Source organism: Methylobacterium sp. C33D (assembly GCF_053345825.1).
The window spans coordinates 58,709-77,104 of sequence record NZ_JBKFAV010000025.1 but is presented as its reverse complement, the minus strand read 5'-3'; the positions used below and the strand labels follow the sequence as shown (position 1 = coordinate 77,104).

The window sequence follows — 18,396 nt, the reverse complement described above, 5'->3', positions numbered from 1 at the left end:
TTGTGGGGAGGAGTTGGAGGTGGGGGTGGTGCAGGCTTGGGCGGTGCGGTGCCTTCTGCACCACCCCCACCCCTGGCCCCTCCCCGCAGGGGGGAGGGGAAAAGCGTCTGCCTTTTAATCCCTTGGCGTTCGGCAGAGATGGGGGATGAGGGAGGGCGCGCGGCGGCAGCCCTACAGCGTCGGCACGATCACTTTCCCGTCCTTGATCTCGATGAGGTAGACGTCGGGCTTGCTCTGGCCGCTCTCCTTCCCGGCGGGGCCGGCCTTGGCGAAGCGGATCGGCCCGTTGAGACCGACGAAGTCGACCGACCAGAACGCCTTGGTGATCGCGGCCGGATCGACCGACCCCGCCTTCTCGATGGCGTGGGCAATCGCGCGGATGCCGTCGTAGCCGCGGAAGCTCTCGGTGACGCCGGCGAAATCGAAGCCGCGCTTCTTCCACGCGGCGATGAAGGCCTCGGTGGCCTTCGGGTCCGGCGTCTTGTCGGGCGACCAGGGCAGGAAGGTCGTGAGGTGCATCGTGCCGTCGGCGGCCGCGCCGGCCTGCGCGATGATCTGGTCCGGATTCTGGGATCCGCCGGTGGTGATGACTCGCTTCTTCAGGCCGAGCGCCGCCATCTGCTTGAACAGCAGCACGAGCTGATCGACCGAGCTCGTGATCATGATCGTGTCGGAATCAGACGCCTTCAGCTTGGCGAGCTGGGCGCTCATGTCCTGCGCGCCCTGGTCCATGGTCTCGACGAGGCCGACCGTGACGCCCTTGTCCTTCAGCATCTTGCCGAAATCGGTCGCGGCGCCGCGGCCGAAATCGTTGTTGAGGACGAGGAAGTCGACCTTTTTCATGCCGAGGCGATCGACCATCGGCGCGAAGGTCGCGGCCTCGAGCGACGAGGGCGGCGAGATCCGGAACACGTAGGGGTTGCCGGAGGTCGTGATCTTGCCGGACGAGGAGGTCTCGACCAGCATCGGCGTCTCGTAATCCGCGAGCTTGGGCATCACGGCGAGGGTCAGGCTGGAGCCCCAGGCGCCCATCATCACCGGGGTCTTGTCGCTGGTGATCAGCTTCTCGGCGACCGCGGCGGCCTCGGTCGGGTTGCTCTTGTTGTCCTCGATCACGAGTTCGATTTTCTTTCCGAGGACGCCGCCCTTGGCGTTGATCTCGTCGGCCGCGATCTTGGCGCCGTTGACCACGTAGGTACCCGAGGCCGCGAACGGCCCGGTCAGGGGCTCGTTGACGCCGATGCGGATCGCCTCCGCCCGGGCGCCCGTCGCCGTCAGCGCCAGGAGGATCGCGGTCGTGAGGGTGAACCTGCTGGGCATTCGCGTGTCTCCGGTGGATTGAGGCGGAAGGGGATCAGGCGCGGCCGAACCACGCCGCGAGGCGCGCGCGGGCGAGGCCGAGGAGCAGGCGGAGCGGGTTGAGACCGGCGGGCGCCGGCGCCGCGACGCCGGAGAGCCGGGCCTCGAGGTTGCGGGCGAACTCCGCCGCGATGCGGCCGGCGAGGTCGCGCACGAGGCCGGGGCGGCCGAACTGCGCGAGCGGCCCGGTCAGGGTGTAGCCGACGTCGAGTTCGACCCGGGCGGTGCCGGGCATCGGCCCGGCCTCGACCCGGTAGCGGATCCGGCCCTCGGTCGCCGAGCGGCCGCCCGCGTCGGTGCCGGCGCCGTGGACCGCGCCGGTCCGCGCGGCCTCGTCCCGCCCGATGCGGGCGCGGCCGCGGAACGTCGCGGCGATCGGTCCGATCCGCACCTGCAGGCCGCCCTCGACCGTGTCGGGGGCGGGCCTTGCCGTCAGCACCGCGCCCGGCAGGCAGGCGGCGACCGCCGCGATGTCGCCCAGCAGGGCGAAGACGGCCTCCGGCGGGTGGGTGAAGTCGAGGACCTGCGTGAAGCCGTGGGCCGGCGCGAACGCGTCGGACAGCTCCGCCACCGCGGCGGGCGCCGCCCGGACGACAGGATCCGCCGGCGGGTGCAGGGGCGCGACCGGCGCCGCGCCGATCCGGGCGCCGACCGGGCCGAGGGCGCGCGCCGCGCCGGTCTCCGGGGGGATGCCCCGCCCGCGCCGATCCGCGATCACCGCCATCACGGCCCGGACGATGCCGGCATAGCCGGTGCAGCGGCAGAGATTGCCCGACAGGCCGACGCGGATCCGCCGCTCGTCGGCCTCCGGCAGCCGCAGGACGAGGTCTCGGGCAGCCACCAGCATCCCGGGCGTGCAGTAGCCGCACTGGAGCGCGTGCTCGCGGTTGAAGGCGGCCCGGAGCGCGCCGGTGATCTCGTCCGTATCGAGCCCCTCGATCGTGGTGACGGCGCCGCCCGCGCAGGCGCCCGCGAAGGTCAGGCAGGCGCGGGCCGGCTCGCCGTCGAGGAGCACGGTGCAGGCGCCGCAGACGCCGTGCTCGCAGCCCAGATGCGTGCCGGTGAGGTCGAGCCCGTCGCGCAGCACGTCGCCGAGATGGCTGCGCGGCTCGGCCGTGACCCGCACGGCGCGGCCGTTCACCGTCAGCGCCAGGGCCAGGGCCATGCGGGATGGCCCGGGTTCGGCCAGCGCGGCGCTCATGCGGCCTCCGGAAGGGTGTTGGCTCGGGGATCGGGCGCGGCCGCCGCGGCCACCGCGCGGCCCAGGACGGTGACGTGGATGTGCCGCTCGACCGCGTCGGTCATGCCGGCCTCCCGCAGCGCGAGGTCGGCGGCCCCGGCGTCGAAGCGCGCGGCGAAATCGGGGCCGATGCGGCCGCCGAAGAGCGAGCGGGCATCGGCCAGGACCACGGGCGGCCCCTCGACCGCGCCGATCACGGCCCGGCCGCGGCCGGCGCCGGGCTCGAGGCGCACCGCCCCGATGGCGTGGGCGAACTCGCCGATCTTCGCGCAGTGCTTGACGTAGCCCCAGGCCGCGCCCGCCGGCAGCGCAGGGACGCGCACCGCGACCAGGATCTCGTCCGCACCGAGGGCGACCGCGAGGGCGCCGGTCACGAAGCGCTCCACCGGTAGGGTGCGGCGCCCGTTCGGCCCCGCGATCTCGACCTCGGCGCCGAGGGCCGTCAGGGCGCTCACCCAGTCGGCGGCCGGATCGGCGTGGACGAGGCTGCCGCCGACCGTGCCGCGGTTGCGCACGGGCCGGTAGGCGATCGCGGCCGCGACCCGCCGCAGCGCGCCGCCGGTGAGGTCCGGGACGCGCCCGTCCTCGATGTCGGCATGGGTCACGCAGGCCCCGAGGACGAGCGTGTCGCCCTCGACCCGCGCGGTCCGGAGCTCGGGCACGCCGGTGATGTCGATGACGAGGGCGGGCTCGACGAGGCGCAGGTTCAGCATCGGTCCGAGGGATTGCCCCCCCGCGATCAGCTTCGCGCCCGCGGGGGCCTCGGCGAGGCGCACCAGCAGCGCGGTCAGGCTGTCGGGGCGCTCCCAGGCGAAGGCGGCGGGCTTCATGCGGCCTCCCGCGCGGTCACGGCGGGGGTCTTGGCGGCGAGCACCGCCTCCACGATCCGCCGGGGGGTGACGGGCGCGTGCAGCAGCTCGACACCGAGCGGCGCCAGCGCATCGTTGACCGCGTTGGCGAGCGCCGCCGGGGGCGCGATGGCGCCGCCCTCGCCGATCCCCTTCTGGCCGAAGCGCGTGTAGGGCGAGGGCGTCTCCATGTGGTCGATGCGCGCCATCGGCACGTCAGGGGCGCCCGGCAGGAGGTAGTCGGCCAACGTCGAGGCCAGCGGCTGGCCGCGGCCGTCGAAGCGCATCTCCTCGAACAGGGCCGTGCCGATCCCCTGCGCGAGGCCGCCGTAGATCTGGCCGTCGACCACCAGAGGGTTCACCAGCGTCCCGCCGTCCTCGACGATGACGTAGTCGAGGATCTCGACCGCCCCGAGATCGGGATCGACCGCCACCACGGCCGCGTGCGCCGCGTACGAGAACGTGCCGGAATCGCGCACCGGCTTGTAGCCGGCGGTGACTTCGAGGCCGCCGGGATTGGTGTCGGGCGCGAGGTCCTGCGGCCGCCGGTACCACGTGCGGGCGATCGCTTCGAGCGGGACGTCGCCGGTGGGGCCGACGACGTGGCCGCCCTCGAACCGGCATTCCTCGGGCCGCGCCTGGAGCAGGTGGGCGCCGATCCGCACGGCGCGGTCGCGCAACGCCTCGCAGGCCGCCGCCACGGCGCCGCCCGCCATCACCATGACGCGGGAGCCCCAGGAGCCCGTGGAGTAGGGGGTCATCGCGGTGTCGCCGTGGACGAGACGGGTGCGCGCCACCGGCACGCCCAGGATCTCGTGGGCGACCTGGGCCAGCGTCGTCTCCAGGCCCTGGCCGTGGGAATGGGCGCCGATCCGCAGCTCCAGGCCGCCGTCCGGGGTGAGGCGGGCGCTCGCCTGCTCGTGGCCCGGCACCATCGGGATGCCCCAGCCGGAATAGACCGAGGTGCCGTGCGCGGCCTGCTCGCAGTAGATCGCGAGGCCGAGGCCGATCCGGCGGCCGTCCGGCTCGCCCTGACGCTGGCGGGCGCGGATCGCCTCCACGTCGACGGCCTTCAGCGCCCGGGCCAGCGCCTCCGGGTAGTCGCCGCTATCGAAGTGCTTCTTGGTGATGTTCTCGAACGGCATCTGCTCGGGCCGCACGAGGTTCTTCTCGCGCACCGCCTCGGGCGGGATCCCGGCCGCGCGGGCGACCGCGTCGAGCACGAGTTCCAGGGCGAAGCAGACGCCGGTGCGCGCGACGCCCCGGTAGGGCAGGATCGGGCATTTGTTGGTCGCCACCGACCATGTCCGGCAGCGATAGGCCGGGAAATCGTAGGGGCCGGGCAGGATGCTGGCGACCTGCGCGGCCTCCAGGCAGGCCGAGAACGGGTAGGCCGAGTAGGCGCCGGAATCGACGGTGGCCTCGCAGTCGATGCCGCGCAGGGTCCCGTCCCGCTCCGCGTAGGCGGTGATGCGGTAATGGTGCTCGCGGCAATTGGCGTTGGCGGTCAGGTGCTCGCGCCGGTCCTCAAGCCAGCGGACCGGGTGGCCGCAGCGGAGCGCGAGCCACGCGAGCGCCACGTCCTCGGCGAGCAGGATCGCCTTGTAGCCGAACCCGCCGCCGACATCCGGCGAGACGATGCGGATGCGGCCCTGCTCGATCCCGAGGCATTCGGAGAGGCCGTTGCGCACGATGTGCGGCATCTGGCTCGCGGTGTGGACGACGAGCTGGTCGAGGCGGTGATCGAGCTGCACCACGGTGCCGCGGCCCTCGATCGGCGCCATGCACTGGCGCCCCGTCGAGATGGTGCGGCTCACCTTGATCGGCGCGTCGAGGGCGTCCTCGATGCCGACATCGACCAGGGTCTCCAGGAAGACGTTGTCGCCCCAGTGCTCGTGGACGAGGGCGGAGCCCGGCGCGCGCGCGGCCAGCATGTCGTGGACGGCCGGCAGCTCCTCCAGGTCGAGGACGACGGCGGCGGCGACGTCCTCGGCCTCGGCGCGTGTCGGGGCGAGGCAGATCGCAACCAGTTCGCCCACCTGCCGGACCTTGCCGGCGGCGAGCACCGGCTGCTCGGAGACCTTGAAGCCGGGCAGACCCGAGACCGCCCGGATCGGCAGCACGCCGTCGAGGTCGGCGGCGGTGAAGACGCGGTCGCGGTAGGCGTCCGGGACGTGGATGGCGCGGATCCGGGCATGGGCGAGGGGGCTGCGCACGAAGGCGACGTCCTGCATGCCGGGCAGGCGGAGATCGCCGACATACTGGCCGCGCCCGCGCATCAGGCGGTCGTCCTCCTTGCGGGGCAGGGCGGCCCCGACGCCCTCGCGGCTCATCGGGCGCCTCCGAGAGCATCCTGCGCGGCGCGGACCAGGATGCCGTCGGGCCGGCGGAACCCGTCGAGGATCGAGAAGTGGTCGGCGCCCGGCACCGGCAGCAGGGCGCCCGGCGCGTGGGCGGCGCTGCGCAGGGCGTGGAGATTGCGCGCGTCGCGGACGAGGGCGGGCAGCTCGCGGCTGCCGTAGGCGACCGTCATGGGCTTGGGCGTCACCGCCAGCCGCAGCGGCGACAGGGTCTCGATCTCCGTGTCGGTCAGCCCGAGCTTCTCGTTCAGGTAGGTCCCGCGGATCGGCGCGAGGTCGTAGACGCCGGAGATCGCCAGGACCGCGGACACGGCGGGATGCCCGAGATGGAGCGCGGCGAGCTGCGCCCCCGCGGACCAGCCGGCGAGGACGATCGGTCCGCCGATCCCGCGCGCCGCGCCGTGCGCGGCGAGCCAGTCGAGAGCGGCCCCGATCTCGGCGACGATGCCGGTGAGGCTCGCCTCGGGCGCCAGGGTGTAGCCCGGCATCGCCACAGCCCAGCCGGCGGCGTTCGGCCCCTCCGCGAAGCAGGCGAAATCGGCCCGGGCGTTGCGCTGCCAGTAGCCGCCGTGGACGAAGACGAGGCAGGGCGCCCGCGCGTCCGACGCCGGGTAGAGGTCGAAGGCCGTCCGGTCCCCCGCGGCATACGGGATATCGAGCCCGGCCGGGTGCGCCGCCCGGTACGTCGCCGAGGCGGCGTTGCGGGCCGCGACCTGCGCGGCGCTGTTAGGCACGCCCGCGTTGTTGTCGTAGCAGGCGCCCCGGGCCGCAAAGTCCAGGCTGTCCCAGCGGCGGCGCGGGTCCGGCGGGGTCGGGTCGTCGAGGACGAAGGCGGGCACCGGCGCCACCTCAGGCCGCGATCGCCTGGGGCAGGATCGGCGAGTCCGCCTCGAAGCGCTTCCCCGCGCGGAGGCAGAAGGCCGGGCGCAGCAGGCGGTCGGCGATCACCCGCGTGTCCTCGTTGTCGCGCAGCAGGAAGCGGCCGCGATCGTCGTGCAGCACCGACACGTCGGCCGCGTAGCCGACCTTGAGGGCACCGATCCGGTCGCCCATGCGCAGCATCTCGGCCGGGTGCGACGTCACCATCGGCACCACGTCCTCCAGCGGGATGCCGAGCGCCATCATCGAACTCATCGCCTGGGTGAGGCTGAACCGGGCCTGCCCGAGGAACGGGTGGTTCTCGTCGTCGTGGTGCTCGTCCGGGGTACCGGCGGGCTTCTTCACCTCGGGAACCTCGGTGTTGTAGCCGTGCATGTCGGCGCCGAGCGTGTAGGGGATCACGCCGGCCGGCAGGGACGCGCGGGCCACGCGGTAGGAGAAGTGGCTGCCGTGCCCGACATCGACCTTCAGCCCGGCCTCCATGGCCCGGCGGATGATGTGGTGGACCTCGCCCTGCTCGTTGATGAAGCCGCCCGGGTGGCGGGTGAAGGGGTGGGCCAGGACGTCGCCCGGCCGCAGCAGCGGGATCACCCGCTCGACGATGGTGTCGGCATCCTCGCCGTTGGCGCCCGATTCCGGCAGCCCCCAGAGCTGGCCGAAATGAACGTAGAGCGGCAGGTCGGCGCGCCGGCTGATCTCGGCGGCCATCTCCATCACCTTGATGCCCCAGCGGGCGAAGCCCCCGATCTCGGCGTGGCCCTTGATGCCGCGCACGAGGTCGCGGTTCTCGGTGGCCGACTTCACCGTGGCGTCGATGTCGACGCCGTCCGGGCTGTAGAGGTTCGGGTAGAAATGCCCCTCCAGGCCGCCGACGAGGTAGGCCGACAGGAAGGCGAGGACCTGCGTCTCCGAGCGCTCGGCAATGAAGTGGCGGAAGCCCGGCAGGGTCATGCAGGACGGGCCGCCCTGGTCCACCACCGTGGTCACGCCCGAGCGCACGCCGACCATGTCGGGGTTCAGGCCGAACCGGCCGGTGACGTACTGGTAGACGTGGGCGTGGGTGTCGATCATTCCGGGCAGGACGAGCTTGCCCGCGACGTCGACCACCTCGGCGGCGGCCGAGGGCAGGATCGTCTCCGCCACGGCGGCGATGCGCCCATCCTGCACCGCCACGTCGCGGATGCCGTCGATGCCGGAGGCCGGGCAGATCACCCGCCCGCCCCGCAGAACCAGATCATAGCGGCGATTGTCCATGTCGACCTCGTGGTCCCGGCCGGCGCGCGCCGGCCTCGCCCTTGCTAAAAGCGAAGCATGCTTCGTATTCCGGCTTTGCACACCGCGTGCCAAGGCTGGAACCGTTCTGCGGAGGCGGACGATGGATGAGGTCCCGGACACCGGATTCGCCACGGGATCGGCAGAGGCGGGGGCTTCGGACGCGGCGGCGGACGCGCGGCACTGGCCCCTGGCCGAGCGCCCCGGCTTCCTCGCTCGGCGCATGCACCAGATCCACGTCAGCCTCTTCGCCGAACGCTGTGCCGCGTTTCGCGTCACCCCGCTCCAGTACAGCCTGCTCTCGCTGCTGCGGGATCTGGAGGAGGCCGATCAGACGACGCTCGCGAGCGCGGTCGCCCTCGACCGGACGACGACGACCGGCGCCCTGAAGCGCCTCGCGGCCCGCGGCCTAGTGAGCCGCACGACCTCGCCGCTCGACCGCCGCGCTCAAGTCTGCCGGCTGACGGAGGCGGGGGCCGCGCTCCACGGCGCGATGGAGCCGGCGGCGCGGGCCGCGCACGCGCTGACCGTCGAGGCCCTCACCGCGGCGGAGCGGGACACCCTGACCCGACTCCTGGGCCGCGTCATCGCGGGGCACGAGCACCGGCGCGGCCAGCCCGACATCGTCTAGGGCATCGCCGGAAAGCCTGCGAGCACGCACCCCCTGCTGAAAGAAGACACAGATCGTCCTACGCCGGAGCGCCGCGAAAGGCCCAATCTTCCAACCTCTTCGCGCGAATTGGACGCGTATTTCATTTACACAACGCCGGGCCGTTGCGCATAAATACGGCATGGAATGCCCACAGCGCGCGCTGAGCCGATCACACGCCGCTCCTGAGCTTCCCACCGCACGATGAATGTCGGCAGGCGACAGGTGTTCCGCCCTCCGATGCGCGCCCCGCGCGGCCGGGCCGGCGGGGATTGGCACATGTTCTGCGTGTGGTGGGCTGCTCACAGCGTCCTGTGGGAGCCTCAATGCCCGAACAGCGAGGTGCGATGACGACGCGCGATGACAGGTCCCGGCCCGATCGCCCGACCGCGACGGTGCTCGCCGTCCCCGACGCCACGCGCAAGGGCAACCAGGCCTACGACCTGATGCGGCGCGAGATCGTCGCCTGCCGACTCCTGCCCGGCACGCGCTTCACCGAGGCCGAGGTGATGGAGCGGTTCGAGATCGGCAAGGCGAGCTGCCGGATCGCGCTCCAGCGCCTGGCCCAGGAAGGCTTCGTCAGCTCGATGCCGCGGCACGGCTACCGGGTCAGCCCGGTGACCGTGAAGGACGTCGACGAGGTCTTCGCCCTCCGGATGGAGCTCGAGCCCCTCGCGGCGCGGGGCGCCGCCGGCCGGGTGAACCGGGCGCATCTGGAGCGCCTGGAGCAGGCCTGCCGCCGCAAGATCACGGTGGAGATGGGCAACCAGATCGACTTCTTCCTAGAGGCCAACCGGGGCTTTCACCTCGCGATCGCCGCGGCTTCGGGGAACGGGCGCCTGTACCGGACGCTGTCGGGCCTCCTCGACGAGATGACCCGCCTCGTCGCCCTCGGCTTCGGCGTGCAGGGGGTACGGCCGAACATCGAGAACGACCACACCGCGATGATCGAGCATCTGGTGGCCGGCGACGCCGACAGCGCCGCCCTGGTGGCGCGCCGCCACGTCGAGACCTTCCGGTCCATGACGATGGAGAAGGTCATCGCCAGCCTGCGCGACACCGCGGTGGTGGCGCCGGTGCGGCCGGCCCGGGCCGACGGGGGCGAGCCGTGAACGCCGTCGAGCTCGACCACGTCAGCAAGTGGTTCGACCGGCGCGAGGGCGGGCCGCTCCACGTCCTCGACACCGTCGACATCGCGATCCCGCAGCGCGCGATCGTCGCGATCCTGGGCGCGTCGGGCTGCGGCAAGAGCACCCTCCTCAACATGATCGCCGGGCTGGTGGAGCCCGACCAGGGCGCCGTCCTCCTCAACGGCATCCCGTCGCACGCCTTCCGCGACTGGCGGGCCATGACCTACATGTTTCAGGAGGACCGGCTGCTGCCCTGGCGCACGGCTGCCCAGAACGTCGCCTTCGGCCTCGAGGCCGGGCGCATGGGCCGGGCGGAGCGGGCCCGGCGGGTCGACGAGACCCTGCGTCTCGTCGGGCTGGAGGCCTTCCGCGACGCCTACCCGCACGAATTGTCGGGGGGCATGCGCAGCCGGGTGGCGCTCGCGCGCAGCCTCGTGACCGAGCCCAAGATCCTGCTCCTCGACGAGCCGTTCTCGAAGCTCGATCCCGAGATCCGCGCACAGATGCACGCGGAACTGCTGCGCATCGCCGGCCTGCGGGCGATGACCCTGGTCTTCGTCACGCACGACGTCGAGGAGGCGGTGGTGCTGGCGAGCCAGGTGGTCGTCCTGCACCCGCGGCCGGGCCGGATCGGCGCGGTCCGGGCGATCGATCTGCCGTACCCCCGCGACCCACTCGCGACGGAGGTCGCCGAGGAGGTCCGGCGCCTGCGCATCAGCCTCTCCGCCGCGAGCGCGCGATGCTCGTGAAGACCCCGCCGCGCCTGATCCGGCGGACGCGGACGTCCGGGGCCGGACGCCGGGCCGGCCTGCTCCTGCAGCGGCTCGCCCTGCTCGCGCTCGCGCTGGCCGCGTGGCAGCTCGGATCGCTGCACGCGCCGAGCTTCGTCCTGCCGAGCCCCGCGCGGGTCTGGCACACGTGGCTCGGCCTCGTCGCCACGCCGAGCTTCGCCGCCGATCTCGGCATCACGCTGGGCCGGATCGGCGCCGGCCTCGCCTTCGCGGCCCTCGTGGGGCTGCCGCTCGGCCTGCTGCTCGGCGCGAGCCCGCGCCTCGGCCGGTTCTTCGAGCCGGTGCTGACGGTGACCAACACCGTCTCGTCGGCGATCTGGGCGATCTTCGCGCTGATCTGGTTCGGCCTCTCGAACTGGACCACGATCTTCGTGGTGTTCATGACCGCGATGCCGCTGATCCTGACCAACGTCTGGCAGGGCACGCGCACGGTCAGCGCCGAGCATCTCGAGCTCGCCCGCACCTTCCGCATGCCGCGCCGCAAGGTGCTGACCAAGATCTACCTGCCGACGATCCTGCCCGCCTTCTTCGCGGGCGCGCGCCTCGCCATCGGCTTCGGGGCCCGGGTCGTCCTCGTGGCGGAATCGCTCGGGGCGAGCAGCGGCATCGGCTACCGCCTGCGGCAGGCGGCCGACCTCGTCCAGACCGACCAGGTCTTCGCCTGGACCCTCACCCTCGTCGCCCTGATGATCGGGCTCGAGACGCTCGTCCTGAAGCCGGTCGAGCAGCGCCTGTTCGCCTGGAAGAAGGCGGCGCAGCCGTGACGGCCGCCGCCGCGCGGGGCCATGCCCGCCGAACGCCCTCCCATCCCCCGTCCTGGAGAACGCCTTGAATCGAATCCGCGTCCTCGCCGCCGCCGCGCTCTGCGCGATCGGCCTGCCCGGCCTCGCGCGCGCCGAGTCGGTGCGCATCGGCTACTGGAGCTCCGGCATCAGCCTCGGCTTCGGCGCCGTGCTGGAGGCCGGCAAGTTCATGGAGAAGGAGGGCCTGACGGCCGAGTACGTCAAGTTCCCGGACGTGAACGCGCCGACCAAGGCCATGGCGGCCGGGGCGATCGATTTCGCGATCGCGGCGAGCGCGGGGACGGCGCTGAGCGTGACCGCCGACGGCCTGCCGATGAGCATCGTCCTGGCGACGCAGGTGGCCGACCTCGACTTCGTCGTCCTCGAGGACTCGCCGATCAAGACGATGGCCGACCTCAGGGGCAAGAAGATCGGCACCTCGCCGGCCGGCAGCGGCACCGCCGCCATCGCGGCGGCGATCCTGGAGACCAATCACGGCCTCAAGCCCGCCGATTACCAGGCCGTGCCCGGCAACGACTCCCGGCTCGCGCAATTCCTCGTCCAGAAGGACATCGACGCCGCGGCCCTGCGCACCGTGACCCTCGCGCTCCTCCCCGACGTGAAGCTGCGCCGGCTCGGTACCTTCCGGGAGGAGTGGAAGCGCCTCACCCGGCAGGACGCGCCGCCGGTCCTCGGCGTCGGTCTGATGCGCAACGCCTGGATGACGCAGAATCCGGACGCGCCCGCCAAGGTCGTGGCCGCGATGCGCAAGGCCTTCGCTTTCGGCCGAGCCGACAAGCCCGGCGTGGCCAAGATCCTGAAGGCGGCCGCGAACCTGAGCGACGCCGACGCCGCCGCCTACGCGGGCCTCTGGGACGGCATCTACACGGTCAGCCTGGAGCCCGCCGACATCGCCTCGCTGAAGCGCGAGTTCGACGTGTTCAAGGCGGTCGGCGCCGTTCAGGGCAGCCTGCCGGACACGGCCCTGGTTCCCGGCCCCTACGAGCGGTCGAAGACGATCCCGTAGCTCTCCTCCGACTGGCAGAAGAAGGTTTCCACGATGGCTCAGACCATGAAGGCGCTCGTGCTGGAGGCGCACGGCGACATCGACACGCTGAAGGTGGTGAACGACTATCCGAAGCCGTCCCCCGGCCCGGGCGAGGTCCTGATCCGCGTCGGCGCGTCCTCGTTCAACTACCACGACGTGTTCACCGTGAAGGGCATGCCCGGCATCAAGGTGCCGATGCCGGTGGTGATCGGCCTCGATATGGCCGGACAGGTCGTCGAGCTCGGCGCGGGCGTCACGGAGTGGCGCGTCGGCGACCGGGTGCTGGTCAACCCGCTCAACAAGGCCAAGGGCCTGATGGGCGAGATGCTCGACGGCGGCATGGCCGAGTATTGCCGCGTCTCGACGGGCCAGCTCATCGCGATGCCGCCGGACGTCAGCTACGCGGACGCCGCCTCCCTGCCGGTGGCCTACGGCACGGCCCACCGCATGCTGATCACCCACAACACCGTGAAGGCCGGCGACAGGGTCCTGATTCTCGGCGCCAGCGGCGGCGTCGGCACCGGCTGCGTGATGCTGGCCAAGCAGCTCGGCGCCGAGGTGATCGCCTGCGCGGGCAGCGCGGAGAAGATGGCGGCGCTGACGGCGCTCGGCGCCGACCACGTGGTCAACTACCGCGAGACCGACTTCTCCAAGTGGGCGATCCAGCAGTACGGCAAGCCGCAGCGCCGGACCTACGAGGGCGGCGTCGACGTGGTGATCAACTTCACCGGCGGCGACACCTGGGTGCCCTCGCTCAAGTGCCTGAAGCGCGGCGGCACGCTGCTCGTCTGCGGGGCGACAGCGGGGCACGATCCCAAGGAGGATCTCCGCTACATCTGGAGCTTCGAGCTCAAGGTGATCGGCTCGAACAGCTTCTACGACGACAACCTGTCGGCCCTGATGGACATGATCCAGGCCGGCACGCTGAAGCCGACGATCGACAAGGTCCTGCCCCTGGAAGAGGCCGCCGAGGGCCTGCGGATGATCCGCGACCGCGAGGTCATGGGCAAGATCGTCGTCACGCCCTGAGACCGATCCGGTCGATCGCGCGTCGCCGCCCCCCAATACCGCCCGAGGAGATCCCGAAGCCATGTCCGACACCCCCCTCAGCAAGGAGCAGGTCGAGGCGCTGCTGCTGCGCGGCCCGTTCCACCAGTGGCTCGGCCTCTCGGTCGTCTCGGTCGGCGAGGGCACGATCGAGCTGAAGGCGACGTGGCGGCCGGAATGGGTCGTCAACGCCGAGCGCGGCTACGTGCACGGCGGCATCCTGGCGACGCTCGTGGATCTCACCGCCGACTGGGCGCTGGTCTCCAAGACCGGCCGCGGCGTCCCCACCGTGGACCTGCGCGTCGATTACCACCGGGCCGCGATGCAGGGCGATCTCACCTGCCGCGGCACGGTGGTGAAGTTCGGCACCCAGCTCTCGGTGGCCGAGGCGCAGATCCTCGACGACGCGGGCCGCCTGCTCGCGAGCGGCCGCGGCGTCTACATGACCGCGCCGGCGAAATGACGGGGCCGGCCCCCGGCGCCCCGGCCGACGGGGCCCTCGACCACGTCGTGATCAACGTGCTGCGGCGGATGGACGAGGCGGAGGACCTGTTCGCCGCCCTCGGCTTCCGCCTGACGCCCCGAGGCCACCACTCGCTCGGCTCCATCAACCACCTGATGATGACGGCGGGCCCGTACCTCGAACTCGTGGGCGTGCCCGAGACCGGTCCGCAACGGCAGGACGTCCTGGACAGCCCGTTCGGCCTGAACGCGCTCGTCGTCGCGAGCCGGGACGCCGACGCGACTCACGCGCGGCTGGCCGCTCTGGGTCTGGCGGCCGGACCGCCCGTCGCCTTCTCGCGCCCGGTCACCGTCGACGGCCGCGAGGAGGCGGCCCGGTTCCGCACGGTGCGGGTGCCGGCCCAACTGTTTCCGGCGGGGCGCCTCTACCATTGCGAGCACCTGACCCCGGATCTCGTCTGGCGGCCCGAATGGCTCGACCATCCGAACGGCTTTTTGGGGATCGACGCGCTCACGATCGAGAGCACGACGCAGGAGGCCGACGCCGCCCTCTATGCGGCGGTCTGCGGCGCGCCGGCCGAGGGCGCGGACACGGGCTGGACCATCCGGCTCGGGGACACGCGGATCGCGATCGTGCCGGGGCCGGACGCCCGCTTCGCCGCCCTGGCCCTGCGCTTCCGCGACCTCGACGCCCTCGAGACCCGCGCCGGCGCCCTCCCGGGGGCGTCCTGGGTCCGGCACGGGCCGCACGCGGCCACGCTGACGCTGCCGGCCTTCGACCTCCGCCTCCCGTGCAGGGCAACCTCATGACGCGCGCGGCCACGGGTGCGACCAATCTCGGCGACCTCGTCGACCGGTCCGGACCGCCGGACCGTCCGCTGATCATCGGCGTCGCCCCCGATGGCGCGCCCGCGGTGATTACCCGCGCCGGCCTCGACGCCCGGGCCGACGCCTTCGCGCGCGGCCTCGTGCGCGGCGGGATCGCCCGCGGCGCGCGGATCGCGATCCTCGCGGCCAACCGGCCCGACACGATCGCGGCGCTGCTCGGCGCGATGCGGGCCGGGGTGGTTCCGGTCCCGGTCAATCACAAGTTCCCGCCGGCCACGATCAGCACGGTCCTCGCCGATTGCGGCGCGCGGCTCGTGCTGTGCGACGGCCCGCGCCGGGCGATGCTGGCGGGGCTCGGCCGCGACGTCCGGGTCGCCGAGTTCGACGATGACGGGCCGGAGGGCTTCGCGGCCTGGCTCGATCCCGGGCCGTTCGCGCCGATCGTGCCCGAGCCCGACGAGGCGGCGCTGTTCCTCTACACCTCCGGATCCACGGGCCGGCCGAAGGGCGTGCGGCTGAGCCATGCCAGCCACCTCTGGGTGGCCCGGACCCGCGCCGCGGAGACGGACCTGCGCGACGACCGGCTGCTCGTGGCGGCGCCGCTCTACCACATGAACGCGCTGGCACTGGCGCTCCTCGTCTGCGCGGCCGGCGCCACGATGGTGCTGCTGCCGCAATTCGAGGCGCGGGCCTACATCGCGGCGATCGACCGGCACCGCTGCACGTGGCTCACCGCCGTGCCGCCGATGATCGCCATGATGCTGCGGGAGCCGGATCTCCTGGCGGCGGCCGACCTCACAGGCGTGCGGACGGTGCGGATGGGCTCGGCGCCGGTCAACGACGCCCTCGCCCGGCAGATCCGCGCCCTCCTGCCGAACGCCCGCATCCTCAACGCCTACGGGACCACCGAGGGCGGCCCGGTCGTGTTCGGCGACCATCCGGACGGCCGGCCGACGCCGGTCGCGTCGGTCGGCGCGCCGCACCGCCAGGTCGCGATCCGCCTCGTCGGGCCGGACGCGCCGGAGATCGGAATCCTGCAGATGCGCAGCCCCGCGATCATGCTGGGCTACCACAACCGGCCGGACGTGCCCGTACCGATCACCGCGGACGGGTTCTACGACACCGGCGACGTCTTCCGCCGCGACGCGGACGGGTTCTTCTACTTCCTCGGGCGCACCGACGACATGTTCGTCTCGGGCGGCGAGAACATCTTCCCCGGCGAGGTCGAGCTGGTGCTGGAGCGCCACCCCGCGGTGCTCCAAGCCTGCGTGGTACCCGTGGACGACGCCATCAAGGGCACCAAGCCCGTCGCCTTCGTGGTCCGCCGGCCGGGCAGCGCGGTCGACGAGGCCGCCCTCAAGGCGCACGTGCTCGCCAACGCGCCCGCCTACCAGCATCCGCGCCGGGTCTGGTTCGTCGAGGCGCTGCCGCTCGCCTCGACCGGCAAGATCGACCGCGCGGCCCTGCGCCGGCGCGCCGGAGAGACCGTGCGCGCCGGAGAGACCGGCCCGGGCGGAACGGCGCTTGCAGGTTGTGTTCCCGCGGAATGCGCGCCCGCAGAAGGCAGCCTCCGGAGGAACGCCGCCCAAAGCCCCCGTCCCCGACCGCCTGACCCGGAACGCCAGGAGTGACCCCCATGCTGCGACGAACCTTCCTCGGCGGTGCCGCCGCCGCGGCCGCCGCGCCGTTCCTGCCGGCCCGGCCGGCCCTGGCCCAGGGTGGCCGTGCGAGCGTCCTTCGCTTCGTGCCGCAATCCGACCTCACCATCGTCGATCCGGTGACCACCACGGCCTACGTCACGCGCAACCACGCGTTGATGGTGTTCGACCAGCTCTACGGGCTGGACGCGCAGTTCACGCCACAGCCGCAGATGGTCGAGGGCCACACGGTCGAGGATGACGGGAAGCGCTGGACCTTCCGCCTGCGCGACGGCCTCAAGTTCCACGACGGCGAGCCCGTGCGGAGCCGCGATTGCATCGCGTCGATCCGGCGCTGGGCGCAACGCGACAGCCTCGGGCAGGCCCTGATGGCCCGCACCGACGCCCTGGAGGCGCCGGACGACCGGACCTTCGTCATCCGATTGAAGCGCCCCTACGGACTGATGCTGGAGACCCTGGCGAAGCTCGGTCCGCCGGTCCTCGTCATCATGCCGGAGCGCCTCGCCGCCATCGACCCGGCCCAGCAGATCCCCGAGGTGATCGGCTCCGGCCCGTTCCGGTTCAACACCAAGGAACGCCTCGTCGGGGCCCGCGTGGTCTACGACCGCAACCCGGATTACCGGCCCCGGGCGGACGGCGCCGTGTCCTGGGTGGCGGGGCCGAAGCGCGTCCATTTCGACCGGGTCGAGTGGCAGGTCATGCCGGATCCCGGCACCGCGGCGGCGGCCCTCCAGAACGGCGAGGTCGACTGGTGGGAGAACCCGATCAGTGATCTCGTGCCGACGCTCCAGGCCAGCCCGGAGATCGCCACGCAGCTCGCCTCGCCGCTCGGCAATCTCGGCACCGGCGTCATGAACCACCTCTATCCGCCCTTCGACAAGCCCGCGGTCCGGCGCGTGGTCCTCGAGGCCCTGTCGCAGGCGGATTTCATGGCGGCGGCGGCCGGCGACGATCCCAAGCTGTGGCGCAAGGATGTCGGCCTGTTCACGCCGGGGACCGCGATGGCCACCGATGCCGGCCTCGACGTGCTCACCCGACCGCGCGAACTCGCCAAGGCCAAGCGCGACCTCGTGGCGGCCGGCTACAAGGGCGAGCGCGTCGTGCTCATGTCGACGAGCGAGAACCCCGTTCTCGGCGCCCTCGGCGAGATCATGCACGACCTGCTCCAGCGCCTGGGGATGAACGTGCAGTACGTCGTGTCCGACTGGGGTACCCTGGTCACGCGCCGCGCCAGCAAGGCGCCCCCCGACCAGGGCGGCTGGAACATCTTCAACACGACCTGGACCGGCCTCGACATGGCGAACCCGGTCGTGGAGCAGGTCCTGCGCTGCGGCGGCCCGAAGGGCTTCTTCGGCTGGCCGGACCTGCCCGAACTGGAGAGCCTGCGCGAGGCCTGGATCGAGGCGCCTGACCAGACGGCGCGCAAGGCGATCGCGGCCAAGATGCAGACCCTGGCGATGCGCGACGTGCCCTACCTGCCGACCGGCCAGTACTTCTACCGGACGGCGTTCCGGCGCGATCTCCGGGACGTGGTCGACGGCCAGTTCGTCTTCTGGAACGCGCGCCGCGCCTGACGGGCGGCGTGTCCGGGCCGCCCGTCGCCGGTCGGCGGCGGGCGCGCCTCAGTGGGCGAAGACGCCGGCCAGATCCCGGAAACCCTTGACCTCGATCGGATTGCCGCTCGGGTCGAAGAAGAACATCGTGCGCTGCTCGCCGGGCTCGCCGGCGAAGCGGACGACCGGCGGGATGTCGAAGGCGATGCCGGCCGCCTCGACGCGCCCGGCGAGCGCCTCCCAGGCGTCGAGCGGCAGCACCACGCCCAGATGCGGCATCATCACCGTGTGGTCGCCGACCGTCCCGCTCCGGGTGGTGGCGAAGGGCTCGCCCAGGTGCAGCGACAGCTGATGGCCGAAGAAGTCGAAATCGACCCAGGTCTCGGTGCTGCGACCCTCCCGGCAGCCGAGGACGCCCCCGTAGAAGCGCCGCGCCGCGTCGAGGTCGGTGACGTGGTAGGCGAGGTGGAATGGCGTGAGCATCGACGGT

Annotated in this window: 17 protein-coding genes; 10 read left to right on the top strand and 7 right to left on the bottom strand. The window is 72.5% G+C overall.

Annotated features, from left to right (window positions below; genetic code table 11):
* Positions 1-171: 171 nt before the first annotated feature.
* From ACLBXO_RS20200 to ACLBXO_RS20175, 6 genes are read right to left on the bottom strand one after another with little or no spacing between them, the layout of a single operon-like run.
* Entirely contained in the window at positions 172-1,320 is a 1,149-nt protein-coding gene (locus ACLBXO_RS20200; protein WP_447686468.1) for an ABC transporter substrate-binding protein, read from the bottom strand.
* 34 nt (positions 1,321-1,354) lie between these two features.
* The gene (locus ACLBXO_RS20195) at positions 1,355-2,560 is read right to left on the bottom strand and encodes a xanthine dehydrogenase family Fe-S subunit (protein WP_447686467.1); all 1,206 of its coding nucleotides are present in this window, start codon (positions 2,558-2,560) and stop codon (positions 1,355-1,357) included.
* Entirely contained in the window at positions 2,557-3,429 is an 873-nt protein-coding gene (locus ACLBXO_RS20190; RefSeq protein WP_447686466.1) for an FAD binding domain-containing protein, read from the bottom strand. Before ACLBXO_RS20190 ends, ACLBXO_RS20195 begins: the two co-directional genes overlap by 4 nt.
* Positions 3,426-5,780, bottom strand: coding sequence for a xanthine dehydrogenase family protein molybdopterin-binding subunit (locus ACLBXO_RS20185; protein ID WP_447686465.1), 2,355 nt, complete (start codon positions 5,778-5,780; stop codon positions 3,426-3,428). The genes ACLBXO_RS20190 and ACLBXO_RS20185 overlap by 4 nt, the downstream gene beginning before the upstream one ends.
* Positions 5,777-6,646 carry an alpha/beta hydrolase gene (locus ACLBXO_RS20180; RefSeq protein ID WP_447686464.1) on the bottom strand — a complete coding sequence of 290 codons (870 nt, stop codon included), beginning with the start codon at positions 6,644-6,646 and terminating at the stop codon, positions 5,777-5,779. The genes ACLBXO_RS20185 and ACLBXO_RS20180 overlap by 4 nt, the downstream gene beginning before the upstream one ends.
* A gap of 10 nt (positions 6,647-6,656) precedes the next feature.
* Positions 6,657-7,940 carry an amidohydrolase/deacetylase family metallohydrolase gene (locus ACLBXO_RS20175; protein WP_447686463.1) on the bottom strand — a complete coding sequence of 428 codons (1,284 nt, stop codon included), beginning with the start codon at positions 7,938-7,940 and terminating at the stop codon, positions 6,657-6,659.
* Positions 7,941-8,061: 121 nt separating this feature from the next.
* Here ACLBXO_RS20175 and ACLBXO_RS20170 point away from each other — a divergent pair, with 121 nt between their 5' ends.
* From ACLBXO_RS20170 to ACLBXO_RS20125, 10 genes are all read left to right on the top strand, one after another.
* Positions 8,062-8,589 carry a MarR family winged helix-turn-helix transcriptional regulator gene (locus tag ACLBXO_RS20170; RefSeq protein WP_331312244.1) on the top strand — a complete coding sequence of 176 codons (528 nt, stop codon included), beginning with the start codon at positions 8,062-8,064 and terminating at the stop codon, positions 8,587-8,589.
* A gap of 365 nt (positions 8,590-8,954) precedes the next feature.
* The gene (locus ACLBXO_RS20165) at positions 8,955-9,719 is read left to right on the top strand and encodes a GntR family transcriptional regulator (RefSeq protein ID WP_447686462.1); all 765 of its coding nucleotides are present in this window, start codon (positions 8,955-8,957) and stop codon (positions 9,717-9,719) included.
* Complete coding sequence (locus tag ACLBXO_RS20160) at positions 9,716-10,486, top strand: ABC transporter ATP-binding protein (RefSeq protein WP_331312242.1); 771 nt, start codon at positions 9,716-9,718, stop codon at positions 10,484-10,486. The genes ACLBXO_RS20165 and ACLBXO_RS20160 overlap by 4 nt, the downstream gene beginning before the upstream one ends.
* Entirely contained in the window at positions 10,477-11,292 is an 816-nt protein-coding gene (locus ACLBXO_RS20155; protein WP_447686461.1) for an ABC transporter permease, read from the top strand. Before ACLBXO_RS20160 ends, ACLBXO_RS20155 begins: the two co-directional genes overlap by 10 nt.
* Before the next feature lie 64 nt (positions 11,293-11,356).
* The gene (locus tag ACLBXO_RS20150; protein WP_331312240.1) at positions 11,357-12,337 is read left to right on the top strand and encodes an ABC transporter substrate-binding protein; all 981 of its coding nucleotides are present in this window, start codon (positions 11,357-11,359) and stop codon (positions 12,335-12,337) included.
* A gap of 33 nt (positions 12,338-12,370) precedes the next feature.
* Entirely contained in the window at positions 12,371-13,387 is a 1,017-nt protein-coding gene (locus ACLBXO_RS20145) for a quinone oxidoreductase family protein (protein WP_447686460.1), read from the top strand.
* A 61-nt stretch (positions 13,388-13,448) separates the two neighbouring features.
* Entirely contained in the window at positions 13,449-13,868 is a 420-nt protein-coding gene (locus tag ACLBXO_RS20140; protein WP_447686459.1) for a PaaI family thioesterase, read from the top strand.
* A complete protein-coding gene (locus tag ACLBXO_RS20135) occupies positions 13,865-14,677 on the top strand; it encodes a VOC family protein (protein WP_447686458.1) in 813 nt (270 codons plus the stop codon). Before ACLBXO_RS20140 ends, ACLBXO_RS20135 begins: the two co-directional genes overlap by 4 nt.
* On the top strand, positions 14,674-16,326 hold the full coding sequence (locus ACLBXO_RS20130; RefSeq protein WP_447686457.1) for a class I adenylate-forming enzyme family protein: 1,653 nt from the start codon (positions 14,674-14,676) through the stop codon (positions 16,324-16,326). The genes ACLBXO_RS20135 and ACLBXO_RS20130 overlap by 4 nt, the downstream gene beginning before the upstream one ends.
* Positions 16,327-16,331: 5 nt before the next feature.
* Positions 16,332-17,927, top strand: a complete 1,596-nt coding sequence (locus tag ACLBXO_RS20125) for an ABC transporter substrate-binding protein (protein WP_447686456.1) — start codon at positions 16,332-16,334, stop codon at positions 17,925-17,927.
* 48 nt (positions 17,928-17,975) lie between these two features.
* On the opposite strand, the gene ACLBXO_RS20120 is transcribed toward ACLBXO_RS20125, so the two are convergent.
* Positions 17,976-18,389: a VOC family protein gene (locus ACLBXO_RS20120; RefSeq protein ID WP_331312235.1), complete on the bottom strand. Its 414-nt coding sequence runs from the start codon at positions 18,387-18,389 to the stop codon at positions 17,976-17,978.
* Between the last annotated feature and the right edge of the window lie 7 nt (positions 18,390-18,396).